The organism is Vibrio tritonius, assembly GCF_001547935.1.
Classification (GTDB): domain Bacteria; phylum Pseudomonadota; class Gammaproteobacteria; order Enterobacterales; family Vibrionaceae; genus Vibrio; species Vibrio tritonius.
In genome coordinates this window covers 455,938-469,283 of the sequence record NZ_AP014635.1, presented here as the reverse complement: position 1 = coordinate 469,283, position 13,346 = coordinate 455,938, and the positions used below count along the sequence as shown (strand labels likewise).

The following is a 13,346-nucleotide window of genomic DNA, read 5'->3' as shown; positions in this document are numbered from 1 at the left end:
AGAATAGGGAGTTTTTATGCAATTTCCTCACTACTCAAACAGATGCTGACTCGATTTCTACCATCCGATTTTGCGCTGTATAAGGCGACATCTGCCCACTTGTAGGTTTGGGTTCTATCTTCGGTGATGTCGGTGATACCAACACTAACCGTCGCCCGCGCGAGTTTATCTTCAGCTATGTGTTGACGAATACTATTCATCAGTTGGGTTGCCTCTTCTACCGATGTATTGGGCATTATAATGGCGAACTCTTCCCCTCCAATACGAGCAACAAAGTCCGTTGTTCGTACCAGTTTTGTCAAAGTACTGGCTATATAGATAATGACTCTATCGCCCTCATCATGCCCCAATTCATCATTGATTAACTTAAAGTAATCTATATCAAGCAACACCAGAATTGAGTAGATTCCATCTTGTTGTTTAACTCTATTGGCATGTTCTTTTATTTCGATTTCAAACTTGCGCCGATTCCACAGCTTAGTCATGTCATCGAGCTCACTCATTTTTCGTAAACGATTTTCTAATGCTTTGCGCTCAGAGATATCAATTAGGCTGATGATGTAATAACTCACTTGCCCACGCTCTAAAACAGCTTGGAATCTCACCAAAACCACTAGCAATTCACCATTGGGCGCTATGTAATTGATTTCACCACGCCACAATGAATGCTCTTGCACCATGCGCATCACTTGATGTTTGAAATTGCTATCATATTCCGAAAGAAGAAAATCGAGCATGTTCATCCCCTCAATATCACTTCCTCTTATATTGATCGCTTTTTCAAAGGTTTTGTTGACCAGTTTAATTCGATATTGAGCATCACAAATAGCCACTGCCGACATCCCGTGCAAGGCGGCATGTGCTAACTTGCTTTCAATATTACGTCGATGATAGTGATACCCTAACATTGCAGCAGGCAAAGCAAATAACAACATGATTAATAAAACAAAATAGGCTTCATTTTTCAGAGCATCAATTTCGTATTGGATCTCATGTTGCAACTGCTGGGGGGATAAGTTCACCAACATGGTGAGCGAAATGGTATCGGAGAGAGCAACCCGTCGATAAATGATGAGGTGATTATTCTCGGTAAGAACACCACGATGAGTCTTTTGAATGACATCCCAAGAGCGTGGGTATAACGTGTTAAAACGATCGCCAGACCACATTTCTTGCTGAGAATTAATTAATTGCCGGCTAGAACCTGCGATGTATTGGCCATCTTGATTGAGAATTTGCAGATGAAACCCGCGCTGAGGAGAAATTAAGATTTTTTGATACATGGTTGAAAGGCTAACATCCAACACTACATAACCATGCCTTTGGCCTAACAGTGTCACGGGGGTTGCCACGTAAAAAACAGCCTCCGGAGGTTGAGATGAAACTGATGAAGGGTTAACCCACCGCGCTCCCCAGACATCGACTGTCTGATCTGGAATCGAGGTTAAAAACGCAAACAATTCAGTATTATTGATGTTCTGCAAATTAGTTGCTTGCTGAACCAGCTGATTATCAGCCTGGTAGGCCATCGAAATTTTCTCGTTGCCATCAGCATCAATAAAACGGATTCGGTTATACCACTCTAAGCTCGCCATCATAGCGGATAACGACTTTGTTAGATGGTCTTGTTCCTTAGTTGGCTCAAAGAAGTAATCATAGAGTGCAGGATCATGGCTAAGCAAAGTGACAATTGAACGGGTCTGCTTTCTTGCTCGCTCGTAGTGCTCTTGATTAAACTCGAGCTGCGTATCCGCTTTATCCGCAATCGTAGTCAAACTACTTTCAAGTAGCATTTCATAGCGATGAGAATAAAAGAGTGCCCCAGCCACAATAATCATTAGGCTGCTGCACCCTAAAAAGAACATCCAACGATTAACTCTCACCAATTCTATACGCCACTGCTGCTCATGGATAATGAGTTATAATTATATCAGTTAGCGAAAGCTCCGTTGGAAAAACTATCGATAAATAGAAAATTTACCACTAAAGTAACCGCTTAGTGGGTATCAATGCGATAAATAACATCAACACTTGCGTCAAGCTCTATCTGGCTATTCTGGTAGGAGCTTGAGACATCCGCCGCTTTACTTTGCATCAAAGACACTCGTTCGTAACGTGGCGTATTTTGCTCGGAATGGTACTCAACCTGCCAAACTTGACCTAGCTTACTTTGAAAACCAGCTGCCAAAAATTGCGCTTTATTTTGTGCATCTTCCATTGCTGCTTTTAATACGCGATCTTCATATGCTTTCCGATCTTTCAACCCCATCTGGATACCAGAGATCTGATTCATACCATCAGTCAATGCCAGATTGATATGGTCATTTAATTGGTTAAGATCATTAATGGTGACCTCGACAGACCGAGACCCCACATAACCAACCAGTGTTCTTTCTCCTTTGTCACCATAGTGATACTGAGGCGAAATAGAGAGGTTTGAGCTACTGATAAAACGTTTATCTATCTTCTTTTTTAAGTCTTTAGTATATCGTGCGACAACACCATCCACTTGCTTTTTCACTGCATCGGCAGTGGGCTGGGTAACCCGAATTTGACTGGATATAACCGCTTTATCAGGATTGACCATCAATGTAGCACTTCCCGTGGTAATAACATGAGGAAAGCTTAAATCCTGCGCTACAGCAGGAACACTAACAGAAAATCCAAGCCCTAAACAAAGTAGTGTTAGAGCACGTCGATAATTTTGCATCTGAAATTCTCCTAACCAAAGTCTTACTATTTGTACCTCGTTTATTAGACTACGCTTAGCTTATTGTTCAAGTCGAGAATGTGCGCCTTGTACAATAGCTTGAGAAATGTCTTTCAATAATCCGGTTTCCAACTGCCAGTGATGCCAATAGATACTGTTCGTCAACGAATACCCAGGGGTAATATCGATTAACTCACCAGCCTCAAGTTCGCGCTCAATTTGCAATTTTGGAATCATACAATAGGCCATTCCTGATCTCGCCATCGTCACAAACGCTTCAGAACTGCCCACCTTATGATTAATATTTAAATCTTGTGAAAGACCAAAATATTCCGACAAGAAACGCTTGTGTTGATCATCTTGTGAGTCAAACGATACCATTGGCGCGCGGAGTAATGAGTCACGATTCACGCCTTGAGCAAAATGCCGCTCAATAAATGCAGGACTAGCGACACAGAGGTACTCCATCTTACCCAAGTATTCAGCACTACACCCCACCAGCGGCTGAGACTCAACACTGATAGCCCCTACGGCTTCGCCACTTTTCATCTTTTGAATCGATCGAGACTCATCTAAGATGGAGAAATGCAGTGCAACTGCTTCTGTTGTCATGATTTTATTTAACGCAGGCAAAACCCAGGTAGCCAAACTATCAGCATTTGTCGCGATCGTCAGGGAGACAGGTCGTAAATGAGGCTGATTGGTTAGCTCAGGAACCACTTCCTGCTCAAGTAAACTAACCCTGCGATATAATCCAAGTAACTTTTTACCTATAGGAGTCGCTTGTGGTGGAGCACTTCTCACCAAAACAGGTTGAGCAAGAAATTTTTCGAGCTGCTTAATACGTTGTGATACCGCCGATTGGGAAATATAAAGCTCTTCTGCTGCGCGTTCAAAACTCCCTTGAGACAATACTGCATCCAACGCTTCAATCCATTTGTAGTCTAAACCACGCATAACACTCTCCATGATTAATTTAGCTAATAATATATTAAAATGATTAATTATACTTATTAAAAAATTATCGATATCTTGCCCGCTCTTTTCTTCCATATGTTGTTGTACGAGGTTGTAGTGAATTACTGGGTAGCATTGCAGGGATTTAGTTTAGGGGCGACAATGATTATCCCTATTGGTGCTCAAAATGCGTATGTATTGAATCAAGGCATCAAACGTCACCATCATTTGACAACCGCAACCGTGTGCAGTTTCCTTGATCTCTTTTTCATGTCTCTTGGTATTTTTGGCGCTGGTGCGATTTTATCGCAACATGAAAATGTACTGATTGGCATCACCATCGCAGGCATTGCCTTTTTGTCCGTTTATGGCTTTCAATCGTTAAAACGAGCTTTACGCTTTGAGTATGCAAACGACAGCAACGCAAGTTCGATTAGCAAAAGTAGTCGAATTGCGGTCATCCTTGGTGCTTGCGCTGTTACCGTATTTAATCCGCACCTTTATCTAGATACAGTCGTTATCTTAGGCTCTCTAGGTGGGCAATTTCATGGAACAGACCGTCTCGCATTTGCCGTTGGCACCATATCCGCCTCTTTTGTTTGGTTTTTTACTATCTCAATCGGTGCGGCAAAATTGAGTCACATATTATCTAAACCTAAAGCACAACAAATTATCGATATGCTGATTTCAGCGATGATGTTTGTATTGGCATTTACTCTGACAAAACAGCTCTATTTAAACCACTTTTAAACATGCGTGAATTGGGTTGCGAGCTTATTCATACAGATAGCAAAACGGAGGCTCATCGCCTCCGTTTTCAACTTCCGATACGCAAAATCTTACGATTCGAGCTTGTTCAAATGAACATCCATTTGTGGGAATGGAATTTCGATGCCGTTCTCATCTAGTGCTTCTTTTATGTTAAGCATGAGATCCCAATAAACAGGCCAATAGTTTTCCGTTTTAACCCATGGGCGAACGACAAAGTTCACCGAAGAATCGGCAAGTGCTAACACACCAATGGTTGGTTCAGGATCTTTTAGAACACGTTCATCTTTATCTAATACGTCGCGTAAGACTTGTTTGGTTTTTCTCAAATCCGCTTTGTAAGAGACACCAATAACTAAATCGACACGACGAGTTTTATGGCGTGAATAGTTAGTAATTGGACCACCGATGATGGAAGAGTTAGGTACTACAACCATTTTGTTATCTGGAGAGCTGAGCACGGTTTGGAAAATTTGAATAGAATCGACTGAACCAGCAACCCCACCCACTTCGACATAATCCCCAGATTTAAACGGACGAAATGCCACAATCAAGACACCAGCAGCAAAGTTAGATAATGACCCTTGCAAAGCCAGTGCAACCGCTAAACCTGCGGCACCAATCACAGCAACAACAGAGGCAGTTTGAATACCTAATTTGCCCAACGCCGCCATCAACACCACGATAAAAAGTAAATAACGTACAATGGCATTAATAAAGTCGATCACGGCTTTATCCATCCGGCGCTTTTTCAACACCTTAGAAATACTGCCGGCAATCAACTTGACGACAAAGTTACCTACGATCAGGATAACCAGCGCCCACATAAAATTGATGCCGTATTGAATCAATAAATCCGAGTTTTTTGTCAACCACGTATTCACATGCTCGATATTGTTGACGATGGAGGTATCAATACCTACCGGTTCACTAGCCATCTAGTTGTCCTCTATTAAAATGAGCCGAGCTATGGCACTAGAGAGTCCTATAGCTATCCCCCTGCTGGTATTAGGTCTTTATAAAAAAGAACGTAAATTCAACAAGTAATTCCTTACAGGTTAAGCAAAATCATCCTCGTTCGCTAGGGCTTTGCGGAAATTTGACGATGGATGACGATGGATAGACATAAAAAAACCCGCTCAATGAGCGGGTTTTTGAAAACGAATAAACCAGACTGAAATTACAGTACGTCGATTGCGTTAAGGTTAGCGAATGCTTCTTCAAGGCGTGTAACCATTGAAGTTTGACCAGCACGTAGCCATACACGTGGATCGTAGTATTTTTTGTTTGGAGCATCTTCGCCAGTTGGGTTACCGATTTGACCTTGTAGGTAATCGTGGTTTTCAGCTTCGTATTGACGAATACCGTTCCAGCAAGCCCATTGAGTGTCAGTATCGATGTTCATTTTGATAACACCGTAGCTGATTGATTCTTTGATCTCTTCTGCAGAAGAACCTGAACCACCGTGGAATACGAAGTTCAAAGAGTTTGCAGGAAGATTGAATTTCTCAGAAACGTATTTTTGAGAATCACGTAGGATAGTTGGAGTTAGTACAACGTTACCTGGTTTGTAAACACCGTGTACGTTACCGAAAGAAGCCGCGATAGTGAAACGTGGGCTAATTGCGTTTAGTTTTTCGTACGCGTATGCAACATCTTCAGGAGAAGTGTATAGCTCTGAAGAATCCATATCAGAGTTATCAACGCCGTCTTCTTCACCACCAGTACAACCTAGTTCAATCTCTAGAGTCATGTTCATTTTAGCCATGCGTTCTAGGTATTTAGCAGAGATTGCAATGTTGTCTTCTAGAGACTCTTCAGACAAGTCGATCATGTGAGAAGAGAATAGAGGCTTACCTGTTTCAGCGAAGTGTTTTTCGCCAGCATCTAGTAGACCGTCAATCCATGGTAGAAGTTTTTTCGCAGCGTGGTCAGTGTGAAGGATTACTGGAACACCGTAGTATTCAGCAACAGTGTGAACGTGTTTTGCACCAGCGATAGCACCAAGAATTTGAGCTTCTTGACCTTCCAGTTTTAGACCTTTACCAGCGAAGAAAGCAGCACCGCCGTTAGAGAACTGAACGATTACTGGAGCTTTCGCTTTCGCTGCAGCTTCTAGTACTGCGTTTACAGAGTCAGAACCTACACAGTTCACAGCTGGAATCGCGAAGTTGTTTTCTTTTGCAACTTCAAATACTTTCTGTACATCATCACCAGAAATAACACCTGGTTTTACGAAATCGAAGACCTTAGACATGGATTTGATCCTATATTTTCTCGTTTTAAAATAAAACGGTTAAGTTAAAATCTTGTAAACAACTGCCTACAGTAGCTTGGCCTATTCTAACAGAAGGGTGCTCTGTATGCAGCAAACAAGAAAGCGAGGTTTCCCTCGCCTTCTGCTTTATATTATTTTGCGCGTGACTCTAGCATTTCAACAGCTGGAAGTTTTTTGCCTTCAACGAATTCAAGGAAAGCACCGCCGCCAGTAGAGATGTAAGATACGTCAGCTTTGATACCGAATTTATCGATAGCAGCCAAAGTGTCACCACCACCTGCAACAGAGAAACCTTCAGAAGCAGCAATCGCTTCAGAGATACCTTTAGTACCCGCTTCGAAGTTTTTGAATTCAAATACGCCAACAGGACCATTCCAAAGAATAGTTTTTGCGTTTTTAAGAATTTCAGCTAGTTGTGCAGTTGAATCAGGACCAAGGTCGAAGATCATGTCGTCGTCTTGAACGTCTTCAACTTTCTTGATTTCAGCTTCTGCGTTTTCGTCGAATGCTTTAGCACATGCAACGTCAGTTGCTACTGGAATCGCACACTCTTCCATCAGTTTTTTCGCTGTATCAACTAGGTCAGCTTCGTATAGAGATTTACCTACGTTGTGACCAGCTGCTGCGATAAAGGTGTTAGCAATACCACCACCAACAACAAGTTGGTCAGCAATTTTAGATAGAGACTCAAGAACAGTCAGTTTAGTAGAAACTTTAGAACCACCTACGATAGCAACCATTGGACGTGCAGGTTTGTCCATTGCTTTGCCTAGAGCTTCAAGTTCATTAGCTAGTAGAGGACCAGCACAAGCGATAGGAGCGAAAACGCCAACGCCGTAAGTAGAAGCTTGAGCGCGGTGAGCAGTACCGAATGCATCCATTACGAATACGTCACATAGTGCTGCGTATTTTTTAGATAGCTCGTCTTCGTTTTTCTTTTCGCCTTTGTTGAAGCGAACGTTTTCAAGAACAACCAATTCACCAGCGTTTAGTTCAAGACCGTCTAGGTAGTCTTTAGCTAGTTTCACTTCGCAATCTAGTGCGTCGTTTAAGTAGTTAACGACAGGTTGTAGAGAGAATTCTTCGTTGTACTCACCTTCAGTTGGGCGGCCAAGGTGAGAAGTCACCATTACTTTAGCGCCAGCTGCTAGGCAGTGTTTGATGGTTGGCAGTGATGCAAGAATACGCGCATCAGAAGTCACTTTTCCGTCTTTTACTGGCACGTTTAGGTCAGCACGGATAAATACGCGTTTGCCTGCTAGTTCCAGGTCAGTCATCTTGATTACAGACATGGTTTGTCCTCTCAAATTTTTATAAGTAATAAAGTTTGTTCACCCCGCCTATCACTAGCCGGGTTTTCGGTATTCTTTTTCGTACTACTTTTTCCGATATGGGGTAGAGGATATTTATTTCACAGTAGAAAATAAATATTTTTTTCTCTAAATGTGGGCTATGACTCAGTTGCCTGCATTGCTAACGCTGTATCGAGCATCCTGTTAGCAAATCCCCATTCGTTATCACACCATACAAGCATTTTTACCAGATGCCCATTACTTACTCGCGTTTGAGTTCCATCCACAATCGCACTGTGGGGATCGTGATTAAAATCGATGGAAACAAGCGGTGCTTCAGTATAATCAACTATGTGACGTAATGTACACCGAGATGCCTCAATGATGGTTTGATTTACGTCATTAACTTTCACTTTTGTATTAATTGTGACACTCAAATCCATCGCTGTTACGTTCACCGTCGGTACGCGGACAGATATTGCTTCAAAACGGTTAGAAAATTTAGGGAAGATACGCTCTATCCCTTTATGAAGGCGAGTATCAACAGGAATAATAGACTGGCTTGCAGCCCGAGTACGGCGTAAATCTGAGTGATAAGCATCGATAACCTGCTGATCATTCATTGACGAATGTATTGTGGTAATGGTTCCAGAGTCGATGCCGAAGTTTTCATCTAATACTTTGATAATCGGCACGATACAGTTCGTGGTGCAGGATCCATTCGACACGATATGATGAGCAGAGGTCAGCGTATCTTGATTGACGCCATAAATAATCGTGTTATCAAGATCGTGAGATCCCGGGTGAGAAAAGAGCACCTTTTTCGCCCCAGCTTGGATATGTTGCAAACCGTCATCTCGACAACCATAAACACCGGTACAATCGAGCACAATATCAACCCCGAGATCACGCCAAGGTAACATTGGAATATCGGCTAAATGAAGGATGCGCACCGTGTCGAAATTGCCATCATCATGGTGAATATACAAATGTTCTTGATCATTTGTAATTTTCTTACCAAAACGACCATGACTGGTGTCATATTGAAGTAAATGAGCCATCGCATCCGGATTAGCCAACTCATTGACGGCGACTACTTTGATATTTTGGCTTTTTCCACTTTCATAAACTGCTCGTAAAACATTACGACCAATCCGTCCAAATCCATTAATGGCTACCCTTACCATTGCTCCCGCACCATACCGTTGATCTTGATGCGATAGTACTCCATTCTGCATCAATTGACACTCGGAATTCCAAAAAGCCCCCCTCGATACTGAACTGCCCTCCAACAGCAAAATCATGCATTAACTAAAGCATATTTTGTGCTTAAGCTATCACGGCTTCGGTAAAAAGGTTTCCCCCACGCAGTAAAACCAAATAAAACAATCTTTCTATACCCAAATGACCTCAAGATGCAGACTTCAGAGCTTCATCAACGAGCACAGGTCAAGCTCAATGACGGAAGGAATGGTCATTCCCTTTCAACGTCATTGGGCGCTGAAATGGGCTTGTTGATGAGCTCCCAAAGGGCGAGTTGTATTCGCTCCTATGCTGCGTTACCGATTTTCTACGTAGAATAACTATGTATTCAAAGTATAACTATGTATTCAAATCGGTGCCTTGCCTATGAGCGAATACATTCTCGCTGAAACCGCATCTTGAGGTTACTTGGGTATAATCACTTATATTCAGAAAAAGCATGAATAAACTTTCTGTATTAGCTATCCACATATATCATCACGTTTGTAACTAATCGTACCAATTTGGAACAATTAGACACACTTTAACCTTCTCAGTGACATAGACTTCAACCTACCCCTAAATGATAATTGGTCTCACCCCCTCTAAATTCTACCCAGCTCTCAGGTAAAAACGAGTTACCTATTGCGAACCATTTGTTCCACATAAGGAACAAAAATGTCACTGGAGAACTTATGCACGACTTAGCTGCAATCCGAGCATTTAATGCGCTTTGTGAATATAAAAGCCTTACCGCTGCGGCTAGGGAATTAGACCAACCTAAATCGACCCTCAGTAGGCGTTTGGCACAACTAGAAGAGGATTTAGGTCAAGCCTTGGTGGCTCGAGATGGCAACAGACTCACGCTAACTAAGGCTGGAGAGATATTTCATTCTTACTCTGAGCAATTGATCGATATTGCAGCCAAAAGCCAAGAAGCATTACAAGAACTTGACCATCAAGTTTCAGGCGAATTAGTCATTGCTGTTGATCCTAATTTGATGCGCGGATGGATGGCAAAAGTGATCGACAGTTTTATGCTGGACCACCCCAATATACGTTTTCGCGTACATAGCCAATATAATCCTTCCAACTCTCAGTTAACTCCTGATTTGATTGTTTGGATAGGCTTAAACCACGCTGAAGGGTATCACTGCGCACAACTAGGCCGCTGGCGTTATGGTGTTTATGCTTCCCCCAGCTACTTACTAGAGCATGGTCCAATCAACCACCCCAGCCAGCTCAATGAGCATGATTGGATTGATTTTATTTCCTTTCGTCAGGGAGGATTAAAATTGAGCCATCATGAAGAAGGGAATTATGTACTTCCTTCATTTGAAAGCCGACTACAAAACGATCACTTAGCAATGCAAGCCGATACCATCAAAAAAGGTTTAGGTATTGGATTACTCCCAACCGCCTTTGCAAATGGTTTTATCCGTTCACATCCAGGAAGTCTTATTAATTGCCTTTCAGGATGGTATTCAGATCCAGTAAAAATAAATTATTACTATCCTTTGGGTCGACCGCCATTACGTCTTAGATTGTTTATCGAGTCGATGCTAAAACAAAGACCTGAAAACTGGTCATAATTCCTCAAATATATACCCAAATGACCTCAAGATGCAGACTTCAGAGCGTCATCAACGAGCACAGGTCAAGCTCAATGACGGCAGGAATGGTCATTCCCTTTCAACGTCATTGAGCGCAGAAATGGGCTTGTTGATGAGCTCCCAAAGGGCGAGTTGTATTCGCCTCTATGCTACGTTACCGATTTTCTACGTAGAATAACTATGTATTCAAATCGGTGCCTTGCCTATAAGCGAATACATTCTCGCTGAAACCGCATCTTGAGGTTACTTGGGTATAAAGCCCCTTAAAAAGGGGCTTTAATTAGAATGCGTAGGTTAATGCTATGTTGTATTTTCGACCATCTAAGATGTATGAATAGTTTTCATTTTCATCAGGATTGACTTCTTTATTAAACAGGTTATAAACACCCGCTTTTAATTTCAGGTCTTTCTTCGGTGAATACACTAAACCAATATCGACAAAAGTGTAGCTTGGTACTGCAATACCATTATTACTGCTGCTACTTGAGCCTGTTGTCCAAGAACCCGTTGTCTTACTACGGTAATTACCTTGTCCCCAAAGCATTAAACGTTCGTTCGCTTGCCATTCAAGAGAGGCATTGTACATATGCTTAGCCACATCATTTAAAGGCTTGCCTTTATAATCACCGCTCTTTTGTTCTGTTTTGGTGAAAGTATACGATTGACGTAATAACACATCTTGATTGATCTGGTAATCCATTGTCGCTTCAATACCTGACATTTCCGCTTTGGCAACATTTTCATAAGCGGTATATCCATATTGGTGAGCTGGGTAGTTAGTGCCATTGTAGGTACATGCTGCATTTTGCGCACAGACTCGACCGGTTCGATTAATTTTATCTTCAAACTCGGTGATATAAGCCGTTAATGTAGCAGATATGCCCGATTCGACCTTATCATCGAATCCAAGACCGATTTCATAGTTAACACTCGTTTCAGGCTTTAATTCTGGGTTACCAATAATAACACCACCACGAGATGTCGAACCAAAGTCAGTTGCGCTCTGACGTAAACTAGGTGCTTTATAACCCGATGTGACACCACCTTTAAGAACCCATTCGTCATTGATTCCATATACGCTATAAATTTTCGGACTAAAATGACGACCAAATGCTTCGTTATCATCCAAGCGTCCACTTAACACAATTGACCAATCTTCGAGAGGTAACCATTCGTTTTCAGCAAATATTGAATATTGATAACGCTCCATTTTATTTATCGCGTTTTCATCGGCTACAACTGGTTCTGATAACCCATTTGTTGCGCCATCTTTTAACTTTTCATTTTTGTAGGTAAACCCTAAGGTCAGGGTGTTTGAATCCCAAAACCAATTGGCCAGTGAATTCACTGTCAGTACATCAAAGGTGATCCCATTGCCTGTATTTTCATTCACTCGAGATGGGTTTTCTGAATGGTCATAATTCACATAAGATTTAAGGCGCATGCCATCAAAATGGCCTTCGTGTTCGATAAAATAGGTATCACGAATCGATTTGTTATAGCTGATCTCAGCATCGCTCACCGTTCCATCTTTACTTGTTTCGGTTTCAGCAATACTGATACCTGGAGTATGAGTTCGCTCTTGTTGATAACGACTGTAACCAAATGAAATGCGGTTATCATCATTGATTGCCCAATTCATTTTCGAGCTGAAATTGCGTCGTTTAAACTCAGGATCAGAAGCTTCTGAATCGTCTCCACCAATAAAATGACTCTCGTCTTGATTTAGGAAAGAACCACTGAGTTGTAGAGAAAGCTTGTCTTTGATTAAAGGAGCATTCAAAGATACGTTGGTTTGCGTTGCATCTTCATTCACCTTGTTCGCGCTATCCGCTTTACTGTATTCAGTTGAAACGCTGCCGCTCCATTCATTGGTGACTTTTTTGGTAATAATGTTGATTACACCGCCCATCGCATCAGACCCATATAAGGATGATGCTGGACCACGAATGACTTCTACTCGCTCAATTTCTGAAACCGGAGGCAAAAAGTTTATCGGAGCGCCTTCTTGCAGACCATTCAAGCCAAATGCATCATTACCTTGAACAGGGCGTCCATCAATAAGAAATAGAGTGTAATCAGATGACATACCACGGATCATGACCGACTGTTCGATACCACCACCAGAGATTTGCACTCCAGAGATATTTTTTAATACATCAGTGATGTCTGTGTATGATTTTTTCTCGATATCTTCTGCTGTGATTACCGACATGGTGGCTGGAGCTCTAGTTATATTTTGTTCAAAACCAGACGCGGTGACCACGACCGTTTCATCAGCTTCTTGAGCTGACTCATTAGCAAACACAGGTGAATGCGCTATTACAGCTAAAGATATCGCAATAGAAACCTTAGATTTCGTTCCCTTGTACATAAAACATTTCCCAGAATTAAATGAAAATAATTATCAAAGTCAATTTGAGAATTATTCACATCTAACTGACAAAAAATAGATAGAAATGTGGAATGGAATGACCCGAAAACGG

The 13,346-nt window shown here is 41.8% G+C and carries 12 protein-coding genes; 4 read left to right on the top strand and 8 right to left on the bottom strand.

The window, feature by feature from the left end; genetic code table 11:
* Positions 1–14 precede the first annotated feature (14 nt).
* From JCM16456_RS02170 to JCM16456_RS02160, 3 genes are all read right to left on the bottom strand, one after another.
* A complete protein-coding gene (locus tag JCM16456_RS02170; RefSeq protein ID WP_068711969.1) occupies positions 15–1,838 on the bottom strand; it encodes a sensor domain-containing diguanylate cyclase in 1,824 nt (607 codons plus the stop codon).
* A 158-nt stretch (positions 1,839–1,996) separates the two neighbouring features.
* Positions 1,997–2,710, bottom strand: coding sequence for an SIMPL domain-containing protein (locus JCM16456_RS02165; protein ID WP_068711967.1), 714 nt, complete (start codon positions 2,708–2,710; stop codon positions 1,997–1,999).
* Positions 2,711–2,770: 60 nt separating this feature from the next.
* On the bottom strand, positions 2,771–3,667 hold the full coding sequence (locus JCM16456_RS02160; RefSeq protein WP_068711965.1) for a LysR family transcriptional regulator ArgP: 897 nt from the start codon (positions 3,665–3,667) through the stop codon (positions 2,771–2,773).
* A gap of 117 nt (positions 3,668–3,784) precedes the next feature.
* Here JCM16456_RS02160 and JCM16456_RS02155 point away from each other — a divergent pair, with 117 nt between their 5' ends.
* A complete protein-coding gene (locus tag JCM16456_RS02155) occupies positions 3,785–4,417 on the top strand; it encodes a LysE/ArgO family amino acid transporter (RefSeq protein WP_068711960.1) in 633 nt (210 codons plus the stop codon).
* An 89-nt stretch (positions 4,418–4,506) separates the two neighbouring features.
* On the opposite strand, the gene mscS is transcribed toward JCM16456_RS02155, so the two are convergent.
* The 4 genes from mscS to epd form a co-directional block, all read right to left on the bottom strand.
* Positions 4,507–5,373 (bottom strand): small-conductance mechanosensitive channel MscS, encoded by an 867-nt coding sequence (mscS, locus tag JCM16456_RS02150; RefSeq protein WP_068711958.1) that lies wholly within the window; start codon positions 5,371–5,373, stop codon positions 4,507–4,509.
* 242 nt (positions 5,374–5,615) lie between these two features.
* Positions 5,616–6,692, bottom strand: a complete 1,077-nt coding sequence (gene fbaA, locus JCM16456_RS02145; RefSeq protein WP_068711956.1) for a class II fructose-bisphosphate aldolase — start codon at positions 6,690–6,692, stop codon at positions 5,616–5,618.
* A gap of 152 nt (positions 6,693–6,844) precedes the next feature.
* Positions 6,845–8,005 carry a phosphoglycerate kinase gene (locus JCM16456_RS02140; protein WP_068711955.1) on the bottom strand — a complete coding sequence of 387 codons (1,161 nt, stop codon included), beginning with the start codon at positions 8,003–8,005 and terminating at the stop codon, positions 6,845–6,847.
* 158 nt (positions 8,006–8,163) lie between these two features.
* Complete coding sequence (gene epd, locus JCM16456_RS02135; RefSeq protein WP_068711953.1) at positions 8,164–9,192, bottom strand: erythrose-4-phosphate dehydrogenase; 1,029 nt, start codon at positions 9,190–9,192, stop codon at positions 8,164–8,166.
* Between the two features lie 228 nt (positions 9,193–9,420).
* On the opposite strand from epd, the gene JCM16456_RS23515 reads away from it, so the two are divergent.
* The 3 genes from JCM16456_RS23515 to JCM16456_RS23510 all read left to right on the top strand — a co-directional run bounded on the left by JCM16456_RS23515 (position 9,421) and on the right by JCM16456_RS23510 (position 11,038).
* Positions 9,421–9,588 carry a hypothetical protein gene (locus JCM16456_RS23515; RefSeq protein ID WP_156430428.1) on the top strand — a complete coding sequence of 56 codons (168 nt, stop codon included), beginning with the start codon at positions 9,421–9,423 and terminating at the stop codon, positions 9,586–9,588.
* A 354-nt stretch (positions 9,589–9,942) separates the two neighbouring features.
* Positions 9,943–10,839 carry a LysR family transcriptional regulator gene (locus tag JCM16456_RS02130; RefSeq protein WP_068711951.1) on the top strand — a complete coding sequence of 299 codons (897 nt, stop codon included), beginning with the start codon at positions 9,943–9,945 and terminating at the stop codon, positions 10,837–10,839.
* Between the two features lie 31 nt (positions 10,840–10,870).
* Positions 10,871–11,038, top strand: coding sequence for a hypothetical protein (locus JCM16456_RS23510; RefSeq protein WP_156430427.1), 168 nt, complete (start codon positions 10,871–10,873; stop codon positions 11,036–11,038).
* A 102-nt stretch (positions 11,039–11,140) separates the two neighbouring features.
* Here the strand turns inward: JCM16456_RS23510 and JCM16456_RS02125 are convergent, their stop codons facing one another.
* Positions 11,141–13,234, bottom strand: coding sequence for a TonB-dependent receptor domain-containing protein (locus JCM16456_RS02125; RefSeq protein WP_068711947.1), 2,094 nt, complete (start codon positions 13,232–13,234; stop codon positions 11,141–11,143).
* Between the last annotated feature and the right edge of the window lie 112 nt (positions 13,235–13,346).